General features: G+C 51.5%; 23 protein-coding genes. 16 read left to right on the plus strand and 7 right to left on the minus strand.

What is annotated here, in order from left to right; genetic code table 11:
- Positions 1-5: 5 nt before the first annotated feature.
- The 14 genes from H8710_RS11430 to H8710_RS11495 all read left to right on the plus strand — a co-directional run bounded on the left by H8710_RS11430 (position 6) and on the right by H8710_RS11495 (position 18,247).
- A complete protein-coding gene (locus H8710_RS11430; protein WP_249295845.1) occupies positions 6-656 on the plus strand; it encodes an HAD family hydrolase in 651 nt (216 codons plus the stop codon).
- Between the two features lie 35 nt (positions 657-691).
- Entirely contained in the window at positions 692-1,567 is an 876-nt protein-coding gene (gene ispE, locus H8710_RS11435; protein WP_249295847.1) for a 4-(cytidine 5'-diphospho)-2-C-methyl-D-erythritol kinase, read from the plus strand.
- Positions 1,568-1,642: 75 nt separating this feature from the next.
- Positions 1,643-2,278, plus strand: coding sequence for a stage II sporulation protein R (gene spoIIR, locus H8710_RS11440; protein ID WP_249295856.1), 636 nt, complete (start codon positions 1,643-1,645; stop codon positions 2,276-2,278).
- Between the two features lie 112 nt (positions 2,279-2,390).
- Entirely contained in the window at positions 2,391-5,843 is a 3,453-nt protein-coding gene (locus H8710_RS11445) for a PD-(D/E)XK nuclease family protein (protein ID WP_249295858.1), read from the plus strand.
- Between the two features lie 25 nt (positions 5,844-5,868).
- Positions 5,869-9,360 carry a helicase-exonuclease AddAB subunit AddA gene (gene addA / locus H8710_RS11450; RefSeq protein ID WP_249295860.1) on the plus strand — a complete coding sequence of 1,164 codons (3,492 nt, stop codon included), beginning with the start codon at positions 5,869-5,871 and terminating at the stop codon, positions 9,358-9,360.
- A 123-nt stretch (positions 9,361-9,483) separates the two neighbouring features.
- Positions 9,484-10,791: a glycosyltransferase gene (locus H8710_RS11455; protein WP_249295862.1), complete on the plus strand. Its 1,308-nt coding sequence runs from the start codon at positions 9,484-9,486 to the stop codon at positions 10,789-10,791.
- A 234-nt stretch (positions 10,792-11,025) separates the two neighbouring features.
- The gene (locus H8710_RS11460; protein WP_249295864.1) at positions 11,026-12,432 is read left to right on the plus strand and encodes a sugar transferase; all 1,407 of its coding nucleotides are present in this window, start codon (positions 11,026-11,028) and stop codon (positions 12,430-12,432) included.
- A 34-nt stretch (positions 12,433-12,466) separates the two neighbouring features.
- Positions 12,467-13,396: a magnesium transporter CorA family protein gene (locus H8710_RS11465; RefSeq protein WP_249295866.1), complete on the plus strand. Its 930-nt coding sequence runs from the start codon at positions 12,467-12,469 to the stop codon at positions 13,394-13,396.
- Between the two features lie 65 nt (positions 13,397-13,461).
- Complete coding sequence (locus H8710_RS11470; protein ID WP_249295868.1) at positions 13,462-14,811, plus strand: aminotransferase class I/II-fold pyridoxal phosphate-dependent enzyme; 1,350 nt, start codon at positions 13,462-13,464, stop codon at positions 14,809-14,811.
- Positions 14,812-14,897: 86 nt separating this feature from the next.
- Positions 14,898-15,224, plus strand: coding sequence for a cyclic-di-AMP receptor (locus H8710_RS11475; protein ID WP_249295870.1), 327 nt, complete (start codon positions 14,898-14,900; stop codon positions 15,222-15,224).
- On the plus strand, positions 15,224-16,195 hold the full coding sequence (gene holB, locus H8710_RS11480) for a DNA polymerase III subunit delta' (RefSeq protein ID WP_249295872.1): 972 nt from the start codon (positions 15,224-15,226) through the stop codon (positions 16,193-16,195). Before H8710_RS11475 ends, holB begins: the two co-directional genes overlap by 1 nt.
- A gap of 41 nt (positions 16,196-16,236) precedes the next feature.
- Positions 16,237-17,106, plus strand: a complete 870-nt coding sequence (locus H8710_RS11485) for a PSP1 domain-containing protein (RefSeq protein WP_249295880.1) — start codon at positions 16,237-16,239, stop codon at positions 17,104-17,106.
- An 89-nt stretch (positions 17,107-17,195) separates the two neighbouring features.
- The gene (locus tag H8710_RS11490; protein WP_249295882.1) at positions 17,196-17,369 is read left to right on the plus strand and encodes a DUF362 domain-containing protein; all 174 of its coding nucleotides are present in this window, start codon (positions 17,196-17,198) and stop codon (positions 17,367-17,369) included.
- A gap of 173 nt (positions 17,370-17,542) precedes the next feature.
- Positions 17,543-18,247, plus strand: coding sequence for a LiaF transmembrane domain-containing protein (locus tag H8710_RS11495; RefSeq protein ID WP_249295884.1), 705 nt, complete (start codon positions 17,543-17,545; stop codon positions 18,245-18,247).
- A gap of 58 nt (positions 18,248-18,305) precedes the next feature.
- Here H8710_RS11495 and gpmI read toward each other — a convergent pair whose 3' ends face one another.
- The 6 genes from gpmI to H8710_RS11525 form a co-directional block, all read right to left on the minus strand.
- Positions 18,306-19,826 (minus strand): 2,3-bisphosphoglycerate-independent phosphoglycerate mutase, encoded by a 1,521-nt coding sequence (gpmI, locus tag H8710_RS11500; RefSeq protein ID WP_249295886.1) that lies wholly within the window; start codon positions 19,824-19,826, stop codon positions 18,306-18,308.
- 25 nt (positions 19,827-19,851) lie between these two features.
- Positions 19,852-20,058: a hypothetical protein gene (locus tag H8710_RS11505; RefSeq protein WP_249296126.1), complete on the minus strand. Its 207-nt coding sequence runs from the start codon at positions 20,056-20,058 to the stop codon at positions 19,852-19,854.
- 60 nt (positions 20,059-20,118) lie between these two features.
- On the minus strand, positions 20,119-20,889 hold the full coding sequence (gene tpiA, locus H8710_RS11510) for a triose-phosphate isomerase (RefSeq protein ID WP_249295888.1): 771 nt from the start codon (positions 20,887-20,889) through the stop codon (positions 20,119-20,121).
- Positions 20,890-20,973: 84 nt separating this feature from the next.
- Complete coding sequence (locus H8710_RS11515; protein WP_249295890.1) at positions 20,974-22,167, minus strand: phosphoglycerate kinase; 1,194 nt, start codon at positions 22,165-22,167, stop codon at positions 20,974-20,976.
- A 121-nt stretch (positions 22,168-22,288) separates the two neighbouring features.
- Positions 22,289-23,164 carry a DegV family protein gene (locus H8710_RS11520; protein ID WP_249295892.1) on the minus strand — a complete coding sequence of 292 codons (876 nt, stop codon included), beginning with the start codon at positions 23,162-23,164 and terminating at the stop codon, positions 22,289-22,291.
- 15 nt (positions 23,165-23,179) lie between these two features.
- Positions 23,180-23,689, minus strand: coding sequence for a tRNA (cytidine(34)-2'-O)-methyltransferase (locus H8710_RS11525; RefSeq protein ID WP_249296127.1), 510 nt, complete (start codon positions 23,687-23,689; stop codon positions 23,180-23,182).
- A gap of 246 nt (positions 23,690-23,935) precedes the next feature.
- On the opposite strand from H8710_RS11525, the gene H8710_RS11530 reads away from it, so the two are divergent.
- Positions 23,936-24,634, plus strand: coding sequence for an ABC transporter ATP-binding protein (locus tag H8710_RS11530; protein ID WP_249295894.1), 699 nt, complete (start codon positions 23,936-23,938; stop codon positions 24,632-24,634).
- 188 nt (positions 24,635-24,822) lie between these two features.
- Positions 24,823-25,194 (plus strand): type II toxin-antitoxin system PemK/MazF family toxin, encoded by a 372-nt coding sequence (locus H8710_RS11535; protein WP_249295896.1) that lies wholly within the window; start codon positions 24,823-24,825, stop codon positions 25,192-25,194.
- 61 nt (positions 25,195-25,255) lie between these two features.
- On the opposite strand, the gene nagA is transcribed toward H8710_RS11535, so the two are convergent.
- On the minus strand, positions 25,256-26,392 hold the full coding sequence (nagA, locus tag H8710_RS11540; RefSeq protein WP_249295898.1) for an N-acetylglucosamine-6-phosphate deacetylase: 1,137 nt from the start codon (positions 26,390-26,392) through the stop codon (positions 25,256-25,258).
- Positions 26,393-26,501 lie beyond the last annotated feature (109 nt).

Here is a 26,501-nt window from a genome sequence, read left to right on the forward strand (position 1 = left end):
GACGGATGAAGCGTGTAACCATTGTGTGGGACTGGAATGGCACTTTGCTCAACGACGTGAATCTCAACTGCGCCATTATGAACCGGATGCTCCGCAAGCGGGGTAAACCTCCGGTTCCCAGCCTGGAAGCATACCGCCGGATATTCGGCTTTCCCATCAAAGATTATTATGAGCGTGCGGGTTTCGACTTCGGGGTGGAGAACTATGAATCGGTGGCCGATGAATACATGGCTCTGTATAGACGGGACAGTATGGACTGCCGGCTGTTTCCGGGGACGCGACAGGTTCTCTTCGATTTTAAGTACAGCGGCGTAAGGCAGGTGATTCTGTCAGCATCCCAGCGGGACTGCCTCTTAGAGCAAATCCATCGTCTGAAGATACAGGATGCTTTCGATGAGGTGCTGGCCTTAAACCACTGCCTCGCCCACAGCAAGGCGGAGCTGGCGGAGGAGTGGATGAAACAAAACCGTCTGTCCGGGGAGGATTTGCTCTTTATCGGAGACACTCTGCACGACTATGAGGTGTCGAGACGAGTAGGTGCCTCCTGTCTGCTGGTGGCTGCGGGACATCAGGACAAGGAGCGGCTTTTGACCTGCGGCTGCCCGGTGGCAGACGATATTGGAGAAGCTGCAGGATGGATACAGGAACAAATTTAGCCATGTGACGGCAAATATAGGAGGGAACTTTCGTCATGAATAAAATCGTTTTGGAGGCGGCGGCAAAGCTCAATCTTTCGCTGGACATCACCGGTGTCCGACAAGATGGATACCATCTTCTGGATTCAGTGATGCAGAGCGTGAGCCTGTATGACCGGGTGGCGCTCATCAAGCGGGAGGAGGGAATTTCCCTGACCGTCGATCGGCCAAAGATTCCCAACGGCCCGGAAAACACCGCTTATAAAGCGGCAGCGGCCTTTTTCAGGGAGATGAAAATTGATGGAGGCGTAGAGATCTTTCTCGAGAAACACATTCCGTCCCGGGCGGGGATGGGCGGCGGCAGCGCCGATGCTGCCGCGGTGCTCGTCGGCCTGAACCAACTGTATCATACAGGGCTTTCCAAAGAAAAGCTTCAGGAAATTGGCCTTGGTGTGGGAGCCGACGTGCCTTTCTGTATCGAAGGCGGCACCGCCAGAGTACAGGGCATTGGCGAAAAAGTGTATTCTATAGCGCCACTTAATATGGCCCAATTTGTAGTGGTAAAGCCCCGGGGAGTCGGTGTGGACACCAAAGAGGCCTATGAGCGTTATGATGAGATGGGTTCCAGCAAACGGCCGGACACTGAAGGGCTTTTGCACGCCATTATGAGCAGCAATGTTTCTTCCTTTTCCCGGTATATGTACAACGTGCTGGAAGAAAGCGCACCTCTGGACGAAATCCGACAAATCAAGAAAGATATGCTGGATTACGGCGCAAACGCCGCCATGATGACCGGCAGTGGGGCGGCTGTATTTGGGGTATTCGGTTCCCTGATCCTCGCCATGGCCACAAGAGGGCGTTTTACCAGCCGGTATCATGCCTATCTGGTAGAGCCGGTGTCCCGAGGTGTCCGGGTGATTTTGGAGCAGTAATTTTTATTGCTGTATATTTTTGGAAATACAGTCCAAACTTTGAAGGAAATCTCAAAGAGAAAGGACGTTGACCAGATGAGACAGCATGGAACACGCTTAAACCCGACCGCCAGATTTTTGATTTTCTTTATATTTTCATTTTTGTTTATACTAATACTGGACAGTTTTTCCACCTTTGCCGCCCAGTGCGCCGATATACGAGAGAATGTTCTCCGCCTGCACATTCTTGCAAATTCAGATTCCGTTGAGGATCAGGAGCTTAAACTCCGGGTGCGGGATCGAATTTTGCAGGAGACCGACAGCCTATTTTACCTATCCGACAGCCTTGAGACAGCGGAGGAAAAGGCACAGGAAAGCCTTCCGCGTATCGAAGAAATCGCCAGGGACGAGCTTTTGAAATGGGGCTGCAATGATGAAGTCCAGGCTGAACTCACCCATATGTTTTTCGATACCCGTGTATACGAGGACTTTACCATGCCCGCCGGATATTACGACGCGGTGCGAGTGACCATTGGCGATGCCAAAGGGCATAACTGGTGGTGTGTGCTCTATCCTGCCCTTTGTGTCCCGGCAGCGTCAGAGGACGGAGAAGCGGCTCTGGCCCGCACGTTGACAGAAGGGGAGCGGGAGATCGTCGAATCCAAACCGGAATATGAGGTGCGGTTTTACGCAGTGGAGCTTTTTGAGCGGGTAAAGGATTTTTTTAAATAGTTGTCACACGCCTTTTGGTCGGATTTTCCGCCGGAAGGCGTTTTGCTTGCTATCGGAAAGAGAAAATTGTATAATAAAATCAAATATTTCTGTCGTGGAAGGGGATGAGAAGATGCTTCGTTTTATCAAAGGCGCTGCCGGTACCGGCAAATCGAGCTTTATCCGCCGGGAAATCGCAAAACACTGTGAAGGAAACGAGGCAAACGTCATCCTCCTTGTCCCGGAACAGTTTTCCTTTGAGACGGAACGGGAGTATTACGAGCTGTTGGGTGCCGAGCGAGCGGGGAAAGTTAAAGTTTTGAGCTTTATGCGTCTCTGCGACGACGTGTTCCGTCAGTACGGTGGCATGGCGGGAGACTACGCCACTGATACCGCCAAAATCCTTACCATGCGACTTGCCTTAAAAGAATGTGGGGACGAGCTGCGCCTCTACGGGAAAAACGCCCGAAAACCGGATTTTGTCCTTTCAATGCTAGACACGGTGGAGGAAATGAAAAACGCCGGTATTACCCCTGAAATGCTGACATCAGAGGCGCTGCAGACAGAAGCAGGCCTCTTAAAGGACAAGCTGTTTGACCTGGGGCTCATCTACAGCGGGTATGACGCTTTGCTGACGCAGCGTTTTGTAGACCCTTCCGACACATTGAGCCGGGCGAAAACCTTTATTTCGGAGCGGCAATATTTTTCCGGCTGTACCCTGTATCTAGACGAATTTAAGAGTTTTACAGCGGTGCAGAAGGAGATTCTCGGCCTGGCCCTCCAACAGGCAAATGAAGTGACGGTGTCCCTCTGCCTGCCGGAAGGGGAGCGGGAGTACGGGCTTTTCGACGGGCTGAGAGAGACAGAAAAGGGGCTTAAATCGTTGGCGTATAAAGTGGAATGTAGACTGCTGCCGCCCATCATTCTCGAAGAGCCGCTGCGGTTTTCATCGGAGGCTCTCTCTCATTTTGCAAAAGAGGCACTCAAAAACAATCCCCTGACGTTTGAGGGGAAAAACGAGACGGTAGCCTGCGTCGGGCTTTTAAACGAATTCGATGAAATGGAGTTTGTGGCGGCCCAGATTTGGGAGCTTGTCCAGAAAGACAGCTACCGTTTCGAGGACATTGTCGTCATCGGGCGGGATTTGGAGAGCTACGGGCACATCCTGCAAGCGGCTTTCGACCGGTATGAGATTCCCTGTTTTTTCGACCGGCCCGAAAGCGTGGAAACCATGCCCCTCATCCGGTTTGTGTCCCATTTGTTGGGCGCGACTGTCACTAATCTGAGCCGCAAGGAGCTGCTTCCCATGTTGAAATGCGGCCTGTTGTCAGTGAGCCTTACCGAAATCGACGATTTCGAGCGCTATCTCTACGTCTGGAACGTGGACAAGGACGGGTTTTCCCGAGAATTTAAGCAAAACCCCATGGGATTCTACGACCGTCCCCTGAAAAAGAAGGAACTGCTTCGTCTGAAAAACGCCGAAAAGGTTCGAGCGCTCTGCTTTGACTGTATCAATGCGTTTCGTCAAACCGCGGAGGAAAAACAGTCGGTGAGCCGGGCTATCTACGAGATTTTACAGCAGTTAAGTGTCCCTCAGATGATTTCGGAGCGGATTGGCCGCCTCAAACAAGAAAAACGTCTGGAAGAGGCGGAGAACGAAAAGCGGGTTTGGGATGTTTTGATGGAAATACTGGACACGCTGGAAGGCTCTTTGAAAGGGCAAAACCTCAATTTCCGGGAATACAAGGAGCTTTTTCTCCTGAGCGCCTCCACCTACGATTTGGGACGGCGGCCCCAAACCCTGGACAGCGTACTGGTGGGAAGCGCCGAACGGGTGCGGGTGCAGGATAAAAAAGCGGCCATTCTCATCGGGGCAAACGACAAGGTGTTTCCTCTGGTGCCCTCCTCCGGCGGGATTTTCAGCGACCGGGAACGGCAGCAGCTCAGTTCGAATGGTTTGGAGCTATCAAATTTTGCCGAGCAAAGGCTCATCGACGAGCGGTTTGTCGCCTACAAGGCATTGACCTCCCCGTCGGAAAAACTCATCATCACCTTTTCCCAGGGGGACATCAGCGGCCGAGAGAAGTATCCTTCCGCGCTGGTCACCGGCTTTGGGGCGATTTTTCCCAGTACGCCGGTTGTTTATGAGAAGAATTTGGGACGGGACTTTTTCTGCCGAAATGCCTCTACCGCTTTCCAACAGGCGGCCAAAGCGGGCAGCGGACGGAGAAAAGGCGCCGTTTCCCATGGCGACGCCGTTTTTTTCGCGACGGTGGAAGAACTCCTCAAAGAGGACGCCCTATACCGGGACAAGCTGAGAAAACTCAGGCAGGCGTCCCGCAAGGAGGTGATGAATCTCACCGACCGTTCCCTTTGCGAGGAACTGTTTAGCCGTCCCCTGACGGCGAGACGGGAGTTGCGGCGAAAATTAGAACTGCCATCCCCCGTACGGGAACGGCGCTTTGCGGTGTGGGAGCAGCAAAAGCTGGCTTCGCTGTTTCATCGGGTGGCGGCGGTTTCCCCCTCCCAGATTGAGCGGTATTACACCTGCCGGTTTCAGTACTTCTGTCGATACGGGCTGGGGCTTTATACGCCTCAAAAGGCGGAGTTGAACCCTTTAAACCGGGGAAACGTCATCCACTACCTCTTAAACCGGATTCTGGAGCAGTGCGACGTGGTGCACATCACCGAAGAGGAGCTGCGGCGGCAGATTGACCGTTACTTGACAGAATACTTAAACCGGGTCATGGGCGGCGAAGGGGAGAAGCCTCAAAAATTCCTCTATTTCTACCGGCGGCTTCAAAACACCCTCTACCGGATTTTTTCCTCCCTCCGGGAGGAATTTGCCCAGACGGAATTTAAGGTCATAGGGCTGGAAGAGCCCATCCGGGAAAACGGAAAGGTATCCCCCCTCCATCTGCCAGTAGACGAGAACCACACCGTGACGGTCTCCGGCAAGGTGGACCGGGTGGATTTGTACGCTGTGGGGGAAGAAAGCTTTGTCCGCATCATCGACTACAAGTCTGGCGGCAAGGAATTTGACGTGAGCAAAATGGCGGAAGGGTTAAACCTCCAGATGCTCCTCTATCTTTTCGCGATTTGGCGTACCCAGAACGATAAATACAAAAATGTTCGTCCTGCGGGCATCCTTTACATGCCGGCGGGGAATCCGAAACCCATATTGCAGCGGGATGCCACCGCGGAAGCTCAAAAACAGGCGGAGCAGAAAAGCTACGCTATGAGCGGGCTGCTTCTCAACGATGAGCAGATCCTCTGCGCCATGGAAAAGGATTTAAATGGAAAATTTATCCCGGTATCTCAGGGAAAAACCGGCCTCAAGGGGAAATATTTAGCGACCCTCAAGGAATTTGCGGCATTGGAACGCTATACCGAAAGTTTGGTGGAGCAGATGGGTGCAGGGCTCTACCGGGGAGAAATAACCCCCGACCCCGTTCAGGCGGGGATGACTGTTCCCTGCTCCTACTGCGATTACCGGGCGATTTGTGGTCACGAACCGTCAGACGGCTGCCGTTCAGTGCCTAAAAGAACCATGGAGGACGTGATCGGCACGCCCGAAGAACAATAAATGTTGGATGAAAGGAGGAATTTCGATGGGCAGAATGTGGACGGAGGACCAGCTCCACGCCATCGAGGCTAGGGGCGGCTCAGTTTTGGTGTCGGCGGCCGCGGGAAGCGGCAAGACGGCGGTGCTGGTGGAGCGGCTCATCCGGCGGATCACCGATCGGGAGCATCCGGTGGACGCCGACCGGTTTCTGGTGGTCACCTTTACCAAGGCCGCCGCGGCGGAAATGCGGGAACGGGTTGCGGCCCGGCTTCGGGAACTGCTGCGGGAGAACCCTGCCGACGGCTTTTTACAGCACCAAATGCTGCTGTTGGAGCGGGCGCAGATCTGCACCATCGACTCCTTCTTTGGCACGGTGGTTCGAGAAAATTTTGAGCAGCTCGGTGTTTCTCCCTCTCTGCGGGTGGCGGACGACACCCTTTTGGGAAGACTCAAGGACGAGGTGCTGGAAGAACTGCTGGAAAACCAGTACCGGTTAGGAGAGGAAAACTTTCTCCGGCTGGTGCAGTATTTCGGCGAGGAAAATGATAACCGGCTCAAAGTGGAAGTGCTGCGGCTCTACGATAAAATTCGCTCCCTTCCATTCCCATTCCAGTGGATGGATGAGCAACTCAGCCGGTATCAAAGCGGCTCGCCCATAGAGGACACCTCCTGGGGCAGACAGCTTATGGCAAAGGTTTCTCAGGGGGCAAGCTACTGCCGGCAGGTGGCAAAGCGGGCGCTCTCGGTGCTGGAAGGGGACGAAGGAATTTATAAGGCCTACTCTCCCGCCTGTCTCAGCGACCTCAGTCAACTGGACAAGCTATCCTCTGCCTGTGAGACCGGTCAGTGGGACGGCATTTACGCGGCGCTGAAGGATTTTTCTTTTGCAAAGCTCTCCCGGGCTCCAAGGGACAGCGACCCGGCGGTAAAGGAGCAGTTCAGTGCCCTGCGGGACATGGTCAAGGATGAAATGAAAGGTTTTCGCAAGCTCATCCCCTGCACCGAGGCGGAGTATCGGGCGGACTTGCAGGCCCAGGCCCCGCTGGTAGAAGCGCTTTTCAACCTGACAAAGGCGTTTTACGAGGCTCTCGACGCAGAAAAGCAGGAATTGAACATCGGGGACTTCGGCGATTTTGCCTACCTCACGTTGCGGCTCGTTTCCGACGAGGATGGGAACCCAACCCCCTTTGCGGTGGATTTTTCCGCCCAGTTTGAGGAAATCATGCTGGACGAGTACCAGGACACCAACCGGCTCCAGGACCTCATATTCCGCTGTATCTCCCGAAACGGGGAAAACCTCTTTCTGGTGGGCGACTTAAAGCAGAGCATCTACCGCTTCCGAAACGCAGACCCGGCGGTGTTCCTCGAAAAAAAGGAAACGTTTTTTCCTTATGACGGGGCGCGTTACCCCGCCTTTATCTCCCTGTCCAAAAACTTTCGGAGCCGGGAGGGGGTGACGAACGGCGTCAACGCCGTGTTTGAGAAGCTGATGACTCGAGAATTGGGGAATGTCGCCTACGATATGCAGGAGCGGTTAAACTGCGGGGCGGTCTATCCCGATCTGCCCGATGCGCCGCCGGAAACGGCTCTCCAGCTGATCCATCTGAATAAGGAGGAAACCGACGAACACCGGCTGGTGGTGGAAGCGCGGGAAACCGCCCGGCAAATCGGGAAAATGCTCCGCGATGGGATGCCGGTAACCGAAAACGGCGTTTTACGGCCCTGTCGGGGCGGGGATTTCGTCATCCTCCTGCGGAGCGCCCGGGACACCGACGGCATTTTTGCCGCCGCCCTCAAAGAGGAGGGAGTGGACGCGGTGCTGGGGGCTTCGTCGGGGTACTTTACCTCCCGGGAAGTATCGGTGATGGTCAGCCTTTTAAAGGTGCTCGACAACCCCATGCTGGACATCCCCATGGCGGCGGTTTTGCTGTCGCCCATGTTCAGTTTCAGCTGTGACGAACTGGGGGCGCTTTTCGTCTACCACCCGGGGAAAAGCCTGTACGCTTCCCTACTGCTGGAGGCGGACCGGGGCAAGAGGAAGGCTCGGGATTTTATCCGCACCTTTCACCTGCTGCGGGAAAAAAGCGCCGTTATGAACATCCAAAAGCTCATCCAGTACATCTATGACACCACCGATTTTATCGAAGTCATGTCCAGCTTTGCCGGACCTTCCGAGCGGGAGGCTAACCTGAAGTTGCTCTTAAAATACGCTCTCGATTTCGAGGCGGGAGGCGACGGAGAACTGAGCGGTTTTGTCTCTTACATCGATTACCTGATGGAAAACGGCAAGGACTTTGAGGTAGCCAATCCTTTAAACGAGGCGGCCCAATCGGTGCGAATCATGACCATCCACAAGTCAAAGGGTCTGGAGTTCCCCGTCGTCATTGTTGCCAACTGCTCCAAAAAGTACAATGTGATGGATTTGCACGGCGACGTGGTCACGGATACTGAGTTGGGGTTAGGGCTTAAGTATATCGACCGGGATAAACTCCTGCGATACGACACAGTGCCTTATCTGGCAGTCAAAAATTTTGAACAGCAAAATCTTTTGTCCGAGGAAATGCGTCTTTTGTATGTGGCGATGACCAGGGCTAAGGAAAAGCTGATTTTAAATATTACCGAAGAAGCGTTAGACCGAAAGCTCCGCAAAATCGAGACGGATTTGGACGGGGAAGGGAAGATCCATCCCTATGCGGCATCGAAAGCCGCGAGCTATTCCGACTGGCTGTTGGCTGCCTTTCTGCTTCATCCGGCCCTCTGGGGAATTCGGGAAAAGTACGAAATTTCCGTCGTGGAACAGGAGAGCTGTCCCATTGAACTTCTCGGCCCGGTGGAACGGGAAGAACTGGAAGCTGTTTCCGATGAAATTTCTGTAAAACCCGACCCCGAAATGCTGGAAAAGCTTCGGGAACGGATATACTACTCTTATCCGTATTTATTGGACACTGTCACTCCCGCCAAGCTGTCGGTGACCGAGATCACTCATCCTGACAGCGGGGACGTGCGCCTTTCCGCGCCGAAATTTCTGGCCGAAGAAGGCTTTACCCCGGCTCAAAAGGGGAGCATTTTCCACCGGGTGCTGCAATTTATCGACTTTGAGGCAGGCAGGAAAGACGCTCAGGCGGAACTCAGCCGACTAATCAAGCTTAAGTACCTGACTCCCGCGGAGGGAGCTGTGGTAGACTTGCAAAAGCTCCGTGCCTTTTTGGAATCTCCCCTTATGGACCGAATTCTCAAAGCCGACCGGGTGCTGCGGGAATACAAATTTTTCGATTCGGTAGCGGCGGATGAGGCGGGCTACGAGGGAAGCGCTTCTATTCTCATCCAGGGAATCGCCGACTGCGTGCTGGAGGAAAACGGGAAAGGTGTTATCATCGACTTCAAGACCGATGCGGTTGCAAGCCCGGAAATTTTGGTAGAACGTTATGCGGGGCAGCTTGCTCTTTACAAGCGGGCACTCCGGCGGGTGTTTCCAGAGGGGATTGCAGAGTGCATCCTCTATTCGGTACATCTGGGCAGGGAAATCGTTGTAAAATAATTGGAAAATCCTTTAAAAAACGACAAAATTGTGCTATCATATAGACAAACCGTTTGATTGAATTGCTTTTGGGGCTGAGATCCCAGGCAAATGAGATATATAAATTTTTTGGAGGGGGAGACCATGTCGAAGGATCAGAACCTGCTGCTGGTGACGGAGCACTATCCCTGCGGCGCGCAGGAAAGCTATCTGGAAACCGAAATCGAGTACCTGACCCGGTATTACAACGTCCACGTCATTACCACCGACACTGATCGGCTGATGACTCGGGCGCTTCCAAAAGAGGTGACTTTTTCCCGCCCGGCAGAAAAAACCGGCGGCCTTAAGCGGCTGTTTTATAAGATACAGTGCCTTTTAAGCCACGGATACGCCGAGGAAAAAGCGCAGGCAAAGGAGCGGGGCGTCTGGAACAAAAAATATCGCAAGCACACCCTCTCCGCGCTGGTGGAAAGCAAGATAATGTACGACTATGTGCGCACGTTGGAGTTTTTTGAGCAGGAAAAGCCGCTTACTATTTACAGTGCGAACCTCAATAACTACGTCTACGGCCTCTGCTGCCTGAAGGAATACTGCGAAAACGGCATCAAGGTGGTGGCCCGCTGCCACAACGCCAATATGTATAACCCCCAGACCCACCGCCGCCGGGATACTCTCAACTACATCGTTAATCACGCTATCGACGGCATTTACTTTACCAGCGAGCGCTGTCGGGAGCGGTATTTGCAGAAATTTACCACCCCGGACTGTGATCCTAACCTGTTTCAGCTGGCGCCCATGGGCGTGCGGGGACAGGAGCGAGGGTTTGTGGAACCGCTGGAGGAATATTATATCCGCATTGTGAGTTGCAGCCAGATCGAAGATGACAAACGGCTCCCCCTTCTGGTAGACGCTTTGAGCCAGGTGGAGCATGGCTGTATCGAATGGGATCACATCGGGAGCGGCGCTAAAAAGAATGAGCTAATCCAGTACGCCAAGGAAAAGCTGGGCAGCAAAACCGGCATCCGGTATAAATTTTTCGGAAAGCTGAGCCATGATGAAATCTACGAGCTTTACCGGGACACCTATGTGGACGCTTTTATCAGCGTCAGCATTTCTGAAAGTGTCCCCACCGCCATGATGGAAGCCATGGCCAACCATATTTTTGTCGTGGCCACCGAGGTGGACGGCGTCAGAGATGTGGTCAACAACCAAAACGGTATGTTGATGCCGCCAGACATCACAGCGGAGCAGCTGAAAACGGTGCTGGAAGGCCTCTGCCGCATAAGCAAGGAGAATATTGAAAAAAAGAGCAAGGCGGCATACCAGTATTGGCAGGAGCATTTGAACGCGGACATCAACTGCGACGCTTTTGCACGGCAGATTGCCTCCGAGCCGCTGGAATCATCAAAAGAAGGCTCGACTGAGGACTCATTTGTCCAAACAGGGCTTTGAAAATGAATCGGAATATGGTATTCTGAACCGCATCACCCGCTTAGGAAAACGGGAAAACAAAAAAGCGCCGTTTTGGCGCTTTTACCATGTCTGACGGCTATTTAAGGGCTGTAAAAAGATTGCATATCCTGCCGAATTATGGTATAATAAGCGAACGGCTAATTTTAGTTTTCATCGGACGTTCTTTAAAGATTATTCTTTTAGGAATTTCTGAAAACAAGGAGGACCATTTTCATGGTAAAGCATTTTGTCAAAAAGCTGGAGCGCACTTTCCTACTGGGTTTTAAGGCGCTGCTGTTCGTCGTCCTGTTTGTAATCTTTTTCGGTTTGTTCGGCCTTGTGGAGCCAGAACTGTTCCGGTTTTCCAGGACAGCCGGTATTTCCATGTCCACCTTCGTCATTGCGGGGCTTTGCCTCATCAAGATATACGGCGGGTTTGCCATTGGCATCAAAAAAACCAAGGAAATCGTTTATTCTGTGTTCCTAGCCACTTTTATCACGGATGTAATTTCGTACTTTGAACTGAGTATCATGCGCATCAACTTTCCCAATCAAAACTTTTGGCATGATTTGTTTGCGCTCGTCGGAATTGTGATTTTGCAGACCGTCATGATCAATATTTTTGCCTCGCTGGGCAATTATTGGTACTTTGAAATCAATCCGCCGGCAAAGGTGCTGGTGGTTTACGGCAATAAAGAAGGCCTCGTAAACTTTGTCGCAAAAATCAACAAGTACAAAAAGCAATACGAGATTACCTCCCTTATTAACGTACAGGATGAGACGCTGGAACAGATGATTTTAGATAACCAGATGGTATTTCTGTATTCCATTGCCGATGTGGATAAGAGAAGGCTGTTGGAATACTGCTATCAGCACGACAAAGTGACTTTTATTACCCCAGAATTGTCTGACATCATCACCAAACACTCCATCCATACCCTAGTGGATGACGTGACGGTGCTGGAATCCCGCGTCACCGGCCTCACTTTTGAACAGAGCGTTGTCAAACGCGCCTGCGATATCCTGGTGTCCGGTATCGGACTTATTATTGCCAGCCCTGTCATGCTTTTGGAAGCACTGGCTATTAAACTGGAGGACGGCGGTCCAGTGTTCTTCAAGCAGCCTCGTGTCACCAAAGACGGGAAAGCCTTCAATGTTCTAAAATTCCGCACCATGATCGTAGACGCGGACAAAAATAAAAAGCGGCTCGCCTCAGAAGGCGATGACCGCATTACCAAAGTCGGCAAGGTGCTCCGTAAGCTTCGTATTGACGAACTGCCTCAGTTTCTGAATATTCTCAAGGGAGAAATGAGCATCGTCGGCCCCCGCCCGGAGCAGGTGGAAATTACCGAAAAATACGTGGAAATTCTGCCGGAATTCAAATACCGGCTGAAAGTAAAAGCGGGGCTCACTGGTCTCGCACAGATCCTCGGAAAATATAATACTACGCCAAAGGATAAGTTGATTTTGGACTTAATGTATATCGAGCAGTACAGTATTTGGGTGGACTTAAAGCTGATGCTGCAGACGGCGAAGGTTCTGTTCAAATCCGACAGCACCGAGGGCGTACAGGGCGAATTCCCCATCGAGCTGGTCAAACACTCAGAGGATTTTGACGGCCATGGGGAGCCGAAAGAATAAGCGCCTGGCGTTAGAAAAACTTGGGAGGTGCGGTATGCTGAATTTTTATAAGACCATGGAGAATAAACTGGTTCAGCTGCCCAAAGAGGAAGAGGGCTGCTGGGTCCGCGTGACTCAGCCGACCCAAGAAGAAATCGAATATTTGGTGAGCTGTTTGGGGCTGGACAGCGGCTTCGTCAGTGCCTCTCTTGACGAAGAAGAGGCTTCACGTATGGAAAAAGAAGACGACCAGACTTTTGTCGTCGTTGACGTGCCCTATCGGGTTGAAGACGAGGAGACTACGATAACCTACATCACCATCCCCCTCGGCATCATCATCACCCCAAAATATTTTGTTACCATTAGTTCGTCGGAGACCGCTGTCATTGACGAAATCGTGGACGGTACCGTTCGCAACGTGGAGACGAGATTTCGTACTCGCTTTCTGCTGATTATTCTGCTGCGGATCGCTCAGAGGTTCCTCCTATATTTGAAACAGATTGAGCGGCTGTCCTCCCGGATGGAGAACCAGTTCACCAATTCGACGAAGAACGAGGCTCTTATCCAGCTTTTGGGATTGGAAAAATCTCTGGTTTACTTCTCTACTTCCCTCAGAGCTAACGAAACCACTCTCAAAAAGCTGTCCCGGGGACGGACTCTCACTTTATACGAAGAGGACGAGGACCTTTTGCAGGACACTCTCATCGAATTCAATCAGGCCATCGAGATGTCCGGCATCTACTCCAACATTTTGTCGGGCACCATGGATGCTGTCGCATCTATTATCAACAACAATCTTAACGCTGTTATGAAAGTGCTCACGTCGGTCACTATTTTGATGACCATTCCTACCATGGTGTTCAGTTATTACGGTATGAACGTGTCCGGGCTACAGATTCCGGTTTGGTGGTTCCCGACGCTGATTTCCGTCGTTACGGCGATAGTTGCACTGATAATTCTCATGAAATTCAAAATGTTCAAATGATTTTACAGCGGGTAGAAATACCCGCTTATTTTCATTTATTATACATAATGTTATAGGAGCTGAATATGCATTTTACTAAAGAAGTTTCTCCCATCTATCATTTTTTGAAGGAGTATGCCAGAAAATCCGGCAGCAGGCTTCATATGCCCGGACACAAGGGACGGGTAGATTTTTACCCGGAACCATACTGTTCGATGCTTCCCTACGACATCACCGAAGTGCAGGGTGCCGACGCGCTATACGAGGCCGAAGGGATCATCGGGCAGTCGGAAGCGGTTGCGGCAAAACTTTACGGTGTAAAGGAAACCTGCTTTTCAGCGGGCGGATCTACCCTATCGATTATGGCAATGGTCGCTGTGGCATCCGAATTTACCAAAAAAATTCTCGCCGTCCGCAACAGCCACATTGCCTTTGTCAACGCCTGTGCTCTGACCGGTGTGGAACCGGTATGGGTTTTTCCTCCTTACGACGGGGAGACCGGATTGTGTCTGCCGGCCACCGCTAAGGAGATATCAGCTGCCCTAGACGAAAATCCAGACATCAAAGCCGTGTATCTCACAAGTCCCGATTATTACGGCGTAACAGCTGATATCGAGAAAATTTCGGAGGCCGTCCACCGGCACGGAGCGATTCTGCTTGTAGACAACGCCCACGGCGCTCATCTCCGTTTTGGGCAAACGGACACTCATCCTATGACCCTGGGAGCGGACCTCTGCTGCGACAGTCCCCATAAAACCCTGCCGGTGTTGACTGGAGGAGGGTATTTCCATTCCAATTTGGATATTTCCAAGGAGGATTTGAAGGCAAAAATGGCGCTTTTCGGCTCCACCAGCCCGTCCTATTTGATTCTCGCTTCATTAGACCTCTGCAACCAGTATTTGCTAGAGCAGGCGAAGGACGATTTTGTGGCTTTGGCGCAGCAAGTGCAAGAGACAGAAACTCAGCTTAGACGACTCGGTGTGTGTTTGCTAGAGCGAAGGACCGATGTGACGAAAATCACCGTTGACTGCCAAGGATTCGGTTATGAAGATATTGCGGTTGCCGCCAGGCTGCGGAAATACGCAATTGAACCCGAATACGTGGGTGGCGGGAAAATTGTGCTGATGCCTTCGCCTTTTAACAAAAAAGCCGATTTCAGCCGTATCGTTTCCGCCTTCCGATCCCTCCCACCGCTGCCGCCCATCCCGTACCCCGACTGCGCTTTCGCACCTAAGAGAGCCCTTGAAATCCGAAAAGCGGTGTTCGCCCCGTCCGAAAGAATTTCGGTAGAGGACTCCATTGGCCGGATCGCCGCGGAAAACAAAGTGACCTGCCCTCCCGCCATCCCCATCGTCACGGCGGGGGAGCGCATTGGAGAGGCGGAAAAAAATCTTCTCAAAAATAGTGGAATTTTATCGGTGAAAGTGGTAAAATAGGTTCAGAATAGAAGGTTCTATACAAACAGGGATGCGGGTACCCCAAAAGAGTCCCGCGCTTTGAAAATACAAAAGGAGGCATCTATATGAAACTTATTTATGCAATCGTCAGCAGTGATGACAGCTCTGCTGTTTCTGCGGCATTGACCCAAAACGGCTTCTTTGCCACCAAGCTGGCGTCTACCGGCGGCTTTTTGAAGGCGGGCAATACTACTTTCCTCATTTGTACCGAGCCGGAAAACGTGGATCGCGCCATCAGCATTATTGCTGAACACTCCAAAAAGCGCAAACAGATGGTTTCCTCCTCTTCAGGTTACGGTGGAATGGGCGGATATACTCCTTTTCCAGTGGAAGTTACCGTCGGCGGCGCGACAATTATCGTCACTGATGTTGAACGCTTTGAAAAAATCTAATGATGTTTGATCAGATTATTGGAAATGGAAACACCGTACGGACACTGCAAAACGCTGCAAGCGGCGGCCCTTTAAATCATGCCTATCTTCTCCACGGCACCAAAGGCACCGGAAAGCGGATGTTGGCACGCATTTTTGCTCAAGCTATTTTGTGCCGGGGAGAGAACCGCCCCTGCAAAACCTGTTCTGCCTGCCTTAAGGTTGAAAAAGGCGTTCACCCCGACTTGGTGATGGTGCAGAAGCCGGAGGGCAAAGCAAATATCCTAGTGGATCAGGTGCGCTCCCTGCGGGAGCAGGTCTACATCCGTCCCAACGAGTCGGGGTACCGGGTTGTCATCATCGAGGAAAGCGAGTCCATGAACTTATCGGCAGCCAACGCACTGTTGAAAGTACTGGAGGAGCCGCCCGGCTACGTAGTTTTTATTTTGACCGCAAACAACATTTCCGCTTTGCCGGAGACCATTGCATCCCGCTGCCTCTGCCTTGAGATGCAGGAGGTTTCCCTCTATCAGGCGGAAAAATGGCTTTTCAGCCACTACCCCGACGGGGAGGCCGCTATACTGGAGGATGCCCTTTCCTACGGAAACGGAAATTTGGGCAGGTCTATTGCCTATATGGAGGAAGAAACCTGCCGGCAGGGGTTTGACCGGGCACTTACGGTAGCGAGAAGTCTTACCACTGAGCGGGAGTATGACATTTTGGAGGCTCTAAGCCCCTTTGACGGCGACAAAGACGGATTTTTGCAGCTGCTTACCGATTTAGACGCAATGATGGCACAGGTGGCTATAGCGGGGACGGGAAGCACGAATCTGCGGCAAGCAGCGGCACTCAGTCAGAAAATCCGGCCAATGCAGGCAGTACATATCCATGAACTTACAGATGAAATTCGCTCGAAAATATTGTATAATGGTAATGGTACCCTGATGCAGAATTTGTTCTGCGCCAGGCTGAAGACCATTATGGAACGATAAACATAAGGTTCTTTTTGAGAGCCGGAAAGGCAAATATACCTATGACCGAAATTATTGGCGTTCGTTTTAAAAACGCCGGAAAGACCTATTATTTTTCCCCTAAGGGAGAGAAAATCACTTCGGCTGACAAGGTAATCGTCGAGACTGCCCGCGGGGTGGAATGCGGCGATGTTGTCATCTCAAACCGGCAGGTAGAGGACGACAAAATTATTGCCCCCCTAAAGCCTGTTATCCGCATCGCAACTGAAAAGGATTTGGCCCAGCTGGAGGCAAACCGCCAAAAAGAGCGGGAGGCCTTTAAAATATGCCAGGAGAAGATTACAAAGCATAAGCTGGAAATGAATTTGGTGGATGTGGAGTACACCTTTGACGGGAATAAAATCCTCTTCTACTTCACCGCTGACGGACGGATCGATTTCCGGGAGCTTGTCAAGGATTTAGCCGGTGTTTTCCGTACCCGCATTGAACTGCGGCAGATCGGCGTCCGGGATGAGTCTAAAATGCTGGGGGGGTTAGGCGTTTGCGGACGGCCCTTCTGTTGCAACACCTTTTTGGGCGATTTTCAGCCGGTTTCCATCAAGATGGCCAAGGAGCAAAGCCTATCCCTCAACCCCACCAAAATTTCCGGTACCTGCGGGAGGCTCATGTGCTGTCTCAAATATGAGCAGGACGCTTACGAGTCCCTTTTAAAGATCACCCCAAAAAACGGCGCGCTGGTCCAGACTGACGAGGGCGCCGGTACCGTGGTGGACGTAAACCTGCTGACCGGTGTGCTGAAAGTATCCCTCCACAGTCGACCCGATGCGGCCCCAAAAGTCTGTAAACGCAATGAGGTGAAGATCATCAAAGACTCTTCCATTCGGGTGGATAAAGCAGAACTCAAAGAACTGAGTAATCTGGAAAAAGAATAGCCTATAAACGTAAATTTTTTCAATATTGCTTGCATTTTAACAAAAATGTGTTAGAATAAGTACAGTTAAACGAAGGAGGTGTAATCCCCATGGCATACCAGATTAACGACGAATGCATCTCGTGTGGTGCTTGCGAGGCAGAGTGCCCCGTTTCCTGCATTTCTGCGGGTGATGACAAATACGTGATCGATGCGGAACAGTGCATCGAGTGCGGCGCATGCGCAGGCGTTTGCCCTGTTGGCGCTCCCAATCCTGCTGAATAATGATGATTGGTTAAAAATCCGCCGTCCGGTTTCCCGGATTGGCGGATTTTGCTTTTTTAAATCGTTTCATTAAGTAGAATCGTTATTCTGGGGAAAATATGTGGGTTTGGTTACTGCCTGTATTCTGATTTGGAATGGCTGGCGGATCTACAGAACGAAAGGGAGTACACTGTATGAAAAAGAATATCAATATGCTGCTTTGGGGAATTGTCCTTTTAGTTTTCGGCGGAGTCTTTTTAGTTGGCAGGCTGTTGGGGGATGGGGGTTCCTTCTTCTTTCCCGGTTGGTGGACGGTGTTTTTGATCGTGCCAGCTCTCGCCAGTATGGTGGAAAACCGGATTGACATCGGGAACATCATTGTCCTGCTGCTGGGCATCATGCTTTTGGCACGGGCCCAGGGCTGGATCCCGGTCATCAGCTGGACGCTAGTCATCGCCATCGTTTTGGTGGTGCTGGGGCTTTACTTTGTCCTCCGGGCGGTTGTGGGAAGCCGCGGCTCCCGACCGCATTCCCATCGGGTGGAAGCCCGGATAATAGAGGGTAGCTTTGACGCCAATCCTTCTTATACAGCGATTCTTTCCAGCCGCAACGTGAAAAGTCAGCCGGTGAGCCTTATAGGTGCCACCTGCACCGCCGTGCTGGGGAGTGCCAGCGTGGATCTATCCGACTGCATCGTCGAAGAAGACATCACCATCTTCTGCAACGCCATTTTGGGCAGCGTGGATGTTATCGTCCCTCAAAATGTGAAAATCGTCTATCGGAATCTCCCTATCTTAGGAGATGTGTCTGGCAAAGCTTTGGGCGCGGCGCCGGGAGCCAACGTCCCGACGGTTATCCTCGACTGCACCGCTGTGCTGGGGGCAGTTACAGTTTCCTGAATCAAATAAAAAATCCGCCGGCGTATACCAGCGGATTTTTTATTTGATGAAAACTGTTTTACTTCTGAATTAGGCTCTCTCCATCCATCTCTTCCGGTTTCGGAAGACCGAGGATCTGGAGCATGGTAGGAGCCAAGTCGGCGAGACGTCCGCCCTCCCGCAGCTTGCAGTCGCATCCGGCGAGAATCAGCGGCACGGGGTTTGTCGTATGGGCGGTAAAGGGGGAACCGTCCGGCTCGCACATTTTTTCCGCGTTGCCGTGGTCGGCGGTGATGAGGGCCGCTCCGCCCTTTTTGAGAATGGCGTCAACCGTTCTGCCGACACAGGTGTCCACCGCCTCGACAGCGGCCTTGGCGGCCTCCATGATGCCGGTGTGGCCCACCATGTCGCAATTGGCCCAGTTGAGGATGATAACGTCGTATTTGTCGTCGTTGATGGCTTCAACCACCTTGTCGGTGACTTCGTAGGCGCTCATTTCCGGTTTCTGGTCAAAAGTCTCTACATTGGGGGAGGGAACTAAAATCCGATCTTCGCCGGGGAAGGTTTTTTCCTCGCCGCCGTTGAAGAAGAAGGTGACGTGGGCGTATTTCTGCGTTTCGGCGATTCTCAGCTGGGTCAGGCCCTTTTGACTGATATATTCACCGAACGTCATGGTGAGTTCTTTCGGGCTGTAAGCGACCAGCACGTTAGGCATAGTGGCGTCGTACTGGGTCATGCAGACAAAGGTTAGAGGGAAGCAGCCGTTTTTCCGCTCGAACCCTTTAAAATCCGGGTCGACAAAGCTTCTGGTAATCTGGCGGGCACGGTCGGGGCGGAAGTTGAAGAAAATCACGCTGTCGTTTGCTTTGATGCGTTCAGTGCCTTCAATGACCACAGGGACGACAAACTCATCGGTGACGCCCTCTTGATAGGAGCCCTCGATGGCTTTGACAGGGCAGGAGGCGCTGTTCCCCTCTCCATATACCATGGCAGCATAGGCTTTACCTACCCGATCCCAGGCGTTGTCACGGTCCATGGCGTAGAATCGTCCCATGACGGACGCCACTTTACCCACGCCAATCTCTCCCATTTTGGCTACCAGTTCTTTCATGAAGTCAGCGCCGGAAGACGGGGGAACGTCACGGCCGTCCAGGAAAGCGTGGACGTAAACTTTCGTAAGTCCCATCTTTTTTGCCATTTGAAGCAGGCCGTATAGGTGCTCCTGATGGCTGTGAACGCCGCCGTTGGACAAAAGTCCCATCAAATGGAGGGCAGAATCGTTTTGCTTGCAGTTTTCGACGGCCCTTAGGAACGCTTCGTTTTTCAGTGCGTCGCCGTCTTCGAAGGATTTGGTAATGCGAACGAGCTCCTGATACACAACCCGTCCCGCGCCGATGTTGGTGTGACCCACCTCGGAGTTGCCCATCTGGCCATCGGGCAGTCCCACGTCAAGGCCGCTGGCGCCGATCATGGTAGTGGGGCATTCCGCCATGAGTTTATCCAGGTTCGGGGTATTGGCGGCGGCGATGGCGTTGCCGTAATCGGACGGATTTTCGCCAAAACCGTCCATAATTAAAAGTGCTACCGGTTTTTTGCTCATAAATAGTTTCCTTTCTGGTGAAAAATCAATATTTTCTGCGGAGTTTTTCAACATCGTCCCGACTCTCGATCCACTCTTCGGTATATCCGCAGCTTCCGCAGACAAAGCGGGTGACAGGGATGTAGCTGAAGATTGTCGGGCCATAGGGGATGTTGTTTCCGGTTCCATATGCGCCTGCACGGCCGGGAACGCGGATCACATCGGAGGAGCCGCATTTGGGGCAGGAATTCATCTTCTTCACAGCAATCCTCCATTCACAAAAGGGGCGGGAAGACTTCCCACCCCAAAGTTTTTAACCTTTTGTAGCAGCGTCTACAATGACGGCAAAGTCGGGAGCTTTCAGTGAAGCGCCGCCGATGAGACCGCCGTCTACGTCGGGCTGAGCCAACAGTTCCGCCGCGTTCCCGGCGTTCATGGAGCCGCCGTACTGGATGGTCATACCGTCAGCCGCCGTTTTGTCGTACACCTTGGCAATGACGCTGCGGATAACAGCGCAAACTTCATTTGCCTGCTCAGAAGTAGCGGTTTTGCCGGTGCCGATGGCCCAAACAGGCTCGTAAGCGATGATAACGTTTTTCAGGTCTTCTTTGGAAACATCTTTGAGAGCGATTTTGGTCTGAAGGGCAACCAGTTCTTCTGTGATGCCGTTTTCCCGATCCTCCAGCATCTCGCCGACGCAGAGGATGACCTTCAGCCCGGCAGCCAGAGCGGCCTTTGTACGCTTATTGACGGTGATATCGGTCTCACCGAAGTACTGTCTTCTTTCGGAGTGGCCGATGACCACGTACTCCACGCCCATTTCTTTGAGCATGTCGGCGGAAATTTCACCGGTGAAAGCGCCGGATTTTTCAAAGTGGCAATTCTGAGCGCCTACTTTGATGTTGGAGCCTTTTGCGGCGTCCAAAACAGTTTCCAGATTGGTAAAGGGAACGCAGGCCACCACGTCGCAAGAAGCGTTTGCCACCAAGGGTTTCAGTTCTTCGATGAGAGCTTTGGCCTCAGGGCGGGTTTTATTCATTTTCCAGTTGCCGGCAATGACGGCTTTACGCAAAGATTTATTCATTTTCAGTTCCTCCAAAAATTTTTCTGTGAACGTAAAACTTCCGCCGCCGTTTTGCCACGACGACGGAAAGTGTTTTTACTAAAATTATTTGTCCTGCAGGCAGGCGATACCGGGGAGCTCTAAGCCTTCCAGAAACTCGAGAGAAGCGCCGCCGCCAGTGGAGATGTGAGTCATTTTGTCGGCGAAGCCCAGCTTCTCAACAGCAGCAGCAGAGTCGCCTCCGCCGATAATGGAGATAGCGCCACTGTCAGCAACCGCTTTGGCAACCGCAATGGTGCCGGAGGCAAAGTTTTCCCACTCGGAAACGCCCATGGGGCCGTTCCAGACGACGGTGCCTGCGCCTTTGATGGCATCAGCAAAAATTTCCTGGGTTTTGGGACCGATATCAAGCCCCATGTAGCCGTCGGGGATATTGTCGGAGTCCACTTCGATGGCGTGGCAGTCGGGAGCGTATTTGTCGCCAGCTTTGTTGTCCACGGGAAGCAGGAATTTAACGCCCTTTTCCTCAGCCTTTTTCATCATCTCTTTAGCCAGCTCAATTTTGTCTTCCTCACACAGAGAGTCGCCGATGGAGTAACCGTTTGCCTTGTTGAAGGTGTAGGCCATGCCGCCGCCGACGATCAAAACGTCTACTTTTTCGAGAAGGTTATTGATAACGCCGATTTTATCAGAAACTTTAGCGCCGCCCAGGATGGCGACGAAGGGGCGTTTCGGATTGCTCAAAGCGCCGCCCATGATGGAGATTTCTTTCTGGATCAGGTAGCCGCAGACAGCGGGGAGGTAGTCAGCCACACCGGCGGTGGAAGCATGGGCTCTGTGAGCGGTACCGAATGCGTCGTTGACATAAACTTCGGCCATAGAGGAGAGCTCTTTGGCGAATGCAGGGTCGTTTTTCTTCTCTTCTTTGTGGAAGCGGACGTTTTCGAGAAGCATCAGTTCTCCACCTTTGAGTGCGGCGGCTTTCGCTTTGGCGTCCTCGCCGATAACGTCTTTGGCCATGATAACGTCCATGTTCAGCAGTTCAGACAGACGTTTTGCAACAGGAGCCAAAGAATATTTCATGTCAAAGCCATCTTTCGGACGTCCCAGATGAGAGCAGGCGATTACGGCAGCACCGTTGTCCAGAAGATATTTCAAAGTTTTGAGGGATTCGCGGATACGTTTGTCGTCGGTGATCTCTCCATTTTCATTGAGGGGTACGTTGAAATCGCAGCGAACGAGGACTTTTTTGCCGCGGACATCGATGTCCTCAACGGTCTTCTTGTTGTAAGAGGTCATTGTCGTCATCCTTCCAATTTAAAATATTTTTAGTTTGTTAAATACAAAACAATCCATCGTTATTTTATAACATTTTTTGCCTTTTTGCAAGGGGATAACAGAAAATTTATAATTTTGGCACTTAAATTTTGCTCTTATCTTTTAAAACCACCGCAACTACATCCGGTCCGGCGTTGATGCTGATAGCAGCTCCCGCAGGCGCGACGAGAGACGGAGCATATCCCACTGCCTTTTCCATCTCAGCCTGCAGCTCCTCTCCGTGTTCCTTGACGGAACCGGTGATGATGGCGTAATGAGTCTGGGGGATCATATTTTGAGTAGCGAGCTTGACGATGGCGGGGACGATACTTTTTTCGCCCCGGACTTTGTCGAGAATTTTCGATTCTCCGTCCTCAAAGGTGATGATGGGCTTTAACCCCATCAATTCTCCCACAAAGGCTGCGGCACAGCTGATGCGCCCGCTTTTTTTGGCGAACTCCAGGGAATAGGAGGCAAAGTAAATCCGACTGCACTTGAGCCAGTTCTGAAGATAATCGAGAATTTCCGATACAGGTGCGCCCCGCTGTGCCTTTTTTGCGGCGTTCAGGACGGGATATCCGTAGCCCAGGCAGTAGGATCGAGAGTCGAGGCAGTGGATGCGGAAGGTGTTTTTCGCTTCGGGATGGGCCTCATAAAATTGTTCCCGTGCCATGAGGGAGTTGTTATAGGTGTTGGAACCCTTGGAGTTGATGGAGACGTAAATCAGGTCGCTGTAGCCTTCCTTATAAATCTCCTCGAACCCTTCCAGGAACTGCATATGTGTGTACTGGGAAGTGAAGGGGATTTTTTTGCAGTTTTTCAGCACATCGTAAAACTCATAAGGCGTAAAGTCCATCCGTTCGGTAAAGCTCTGGTCGTCTACGGTGATGGCAAAGGGGAAAATACGGATGCCGTACTGAATTTCCAGTTCCGCGGGGATGTCACAGGCGGAATCGGTGGCAATTTTGATTTTATTCATTCTATTTTTCCTCCATTAAGATTCGGTTGTGTCGTCCCAGCTGAGACGGGCCAGATTTCCCTTTTCCTCTAATTCTGGGAAGTCCCACTGGCGAAGGGCTTCGTATACGCCAATAGCAACGCTGTTGGACAAATTAAGGCTGCGGATATTTTTCCGCATGGGAATCCGCACACAGCTGTCCGGATTCTGTTTTAAGAGTTCTTCGGGAAGCCCAGCGTCTTCCCGTCCAAAAAACAAATAGCAGTTGTCAGGATAGGCAACGTCGCAGTAATTATGCCGCGCTTTGGTGGTAAAGTAATAGCAGGCGCCACTGTTTTTCGTGTAAAAATCACTTAAGCTTTCGTAATAGGTGATGTCCAACTCGCCCCAGTAGTCAAGCCCCGCCCGTTTGAGTTTTTTGTCGTCGATAGAGAATCCCATTGGCTTGACGATGTGGAGCCGCGCGCCTGTCACCGAGCAGGTGCGGGCGATATTGCCAGTGTTCTGGGGAATCTGCGGTTCCACCAGCACGATGTTGAGAGTCATAATCCGTTTCACGTTCCTTCTATTTTTTGGCCATATCATACCATTTTATACAATTATTATATCAGAGGCCGATGGGTTTACAAAGGAAAAGACTTGCGAATTCACAAAAATTTCAAAAAAGAAAGGGCAAACTAATGTGAGAAGAGCGGGTAATGTGAAAAACAGGAGTTTTCTGTGTAAATTTGCTGCTGTTCGTCTATTTTTAAGGGATGAAAGCAACAAATTAAAAAAGGAATGGTGCTGAAAATGGAAAATTTAATCGAGATACAAGATGTATTTAAAATATATCCGTCGGCGGAAGATGAGGTAAAAGCCTTGCGGGGAATCAACATCACGGTAGGAAAAGGGGAGTTTGTGGCGGTGGTGGGAAGTTCCGGATCGGGAAAATCCACCATGATGAACATTTTAGGCTGCCTCGACGTACCCACGACAGGGAGTTATTTCTTGGATGGACAGGATGTCTCCCATTTCAGCGACGATGAGTTAAGCACTATCCGAAATGAAAAAATCGGCTTTATTTTTCAGGGATTTCATTTGATTCCGGGTTTGTCGGCATTGGAAAACGTAGAATTGCCCCTGTTATATCGAGGTGTACCCCGACATGAGCGGAAGGCGGCAGCAATTGATGCGCTGACAAGGATGGGATTGGCGTCGAGGCTCCATCACTGTCCTAACCAGATGTCCGGCGGTCAGCAGCAGAGAGTCGCTATCGCTCGCGCCATTGTTGGAAAGCCGCCGATCATTTTGGCCGACGAGCCTACCGGAAACCTGGATCAGAAGACCGGTGCGGAAGTGATGAGCCTACTCAAAGAGCTCCATCAGGAGGGAAAAACCATTGTGCTCATCACTCATGATCAAAAAGTTGCCGCTTGTGCTCAGCGGATCATCGAAATCTCCGACGGACAGGCGGTGCAAGAACCAGAATTATTGACCCAAAACGCCTGATTATAGAGCGATTTCTGCAATAATTCCTTTTTGGTACACTCCGAGTTTCAAAGGGATATGATGTAGAGGAAAAACCGACTGCTTTTTGGTGCAGCTCGCTTTCCGAAAATTTTCCTATGGATTGAATGAACCCGATTTTTCCCGTGCATAATAGGAACAGAAAACGAAGACCAAAGGAGTGTATCAAGGTGTCAATCAAAAGGGGAGAAATTTATTACGCCGATTTAAGTCCCGTCGTCGGTTCCGAGCAGGGGGGTGTGCGTCCGGTGCTGATCGTGCAAAACGACGTGGGAAATAAATACAGCCCGACCGTCATCGCGGCCGCCATCACCAGCCAGAAAGACAAGGCGAAGCTCCCGACCCATATTGAGCTCAACGCAGAAAGCTGCGGCTTGGCCAAAAACTCCGTCGTCCTTTTGGAACAGGTCCGCACCATAGATAAAAAGCGTCTGAAAGAGAAAATGGGAGAGTTGCCGCCGGAGGCTATGAGTAATGTAAACTCCGCTATTTCCATCAGCTTTGGGCTCACAAACCGTCCCGATTTTCACAGCCCTACATAAGCTTGTGGGATAGCAAAGTGCCCTGCAAACCTAGGTTTGCAGGGCACTTTTATCTTCGTATTTAAATTTTCTGTTTTACGCCGTCGCGATAGACCGCTTCAACATGATAGGTCGGATCGACGATGAGCAGGTCGGCCCACTTGCCTTCGGTGATACTTCCGGTCAAGCTGTCGATTTTTACTGCCTTGGCGGGGTTGATAGTGGCCGCCTTGAGAGCTGCCTCTTCCCGAATGCCGAATTCCATCAGGCGTTTGACACCGATGAGGCTGTTAACAACCGAACCAGCGATGGTGCCATTTTCCAAAGCAGCCTTGCCGTCTTTTACATAAACGGCCTGCCCGCCCAGTTCGTAGACACCTTCCGGCATACCGGCGGCACACATCGAGTCGGAGATCATACAGATCCGGTCCTCGCCAAACACCTTGAATGTGGTGCGGATGACGGCGGGGTGGATGTGGATGCCGTCGCAGATCAGCTCGACGAAAGCGTCCGAGTCGTAAGCAGCGCCCACGACGCCCGGCTCCCGGTGGCTGAGGCCGGTCATAGCGTTGTATAGGTGAGTGGTGCTGGTAGCGCCTTTTTCATAGGCGTCCATGGTGGTTTGGTAGTTGCCATTGGTGTGGGCTACGCAAACAGTGCAAATGTCCTTTGCCTCGGCGATGAAATCCATATTTCCGGGAACTTCAGGAGCAACGTCAACCAAACGTACCCGGTTGCCGCTCTCTTCATTGAGCTTTTTAAAGAGCTCGATATCCGCCGGAATAATGTACTCTTCCACGTGAGCACCCTTTTTCTCCTTGCTGAGGAACGGACCCTCCATGTTAATTCCGTAGAGACGGGAGCCTTGCGTGGACTGATTGTCGGCAAAATTTTTGTAGACCTTGAAAAGCTGACTCAAAGTTTCCGGAGGCAATGTCATCGAGGTAGTCATGACAGTGGTGACACCAGCCCTGATGTAGGTGTTCGCCATCTTCTGGAACGATTCTTCGCTGCCGTCACAGAAATCTGCTCCGCCGCAGCCGTGGCTGTGGATGTCAATAAAGCCGGGGAGTAATTTCTTTCCTTTTAAATCTATGACCTCTTCGCCGTCTGAGCTGAGATTCGCTCCTACTTTAGCGATGAGACCGTTTTGTACCTGAACGTCGACCGATTCGAAAACGCCTTTGTCGGTAAATACCGAACCATTTTTAAAAATCATGGTGCAACCTTCCTTTTATAAATGATATTTTAGAGAAATTATACATTTCAGAATTATTGTATCACGATGAGAGAAAACTTTCAATGTGAAAATACTTTTCTCCAAAAAA

The organism is Fumia xinanensis, from assembly GCF_014384905.1.
Lineage (GTDB): Bacteria > Bacillota > Clostridia > Oscillospirales > Ruminococcaceae > Fumia > Fumia xinanensis.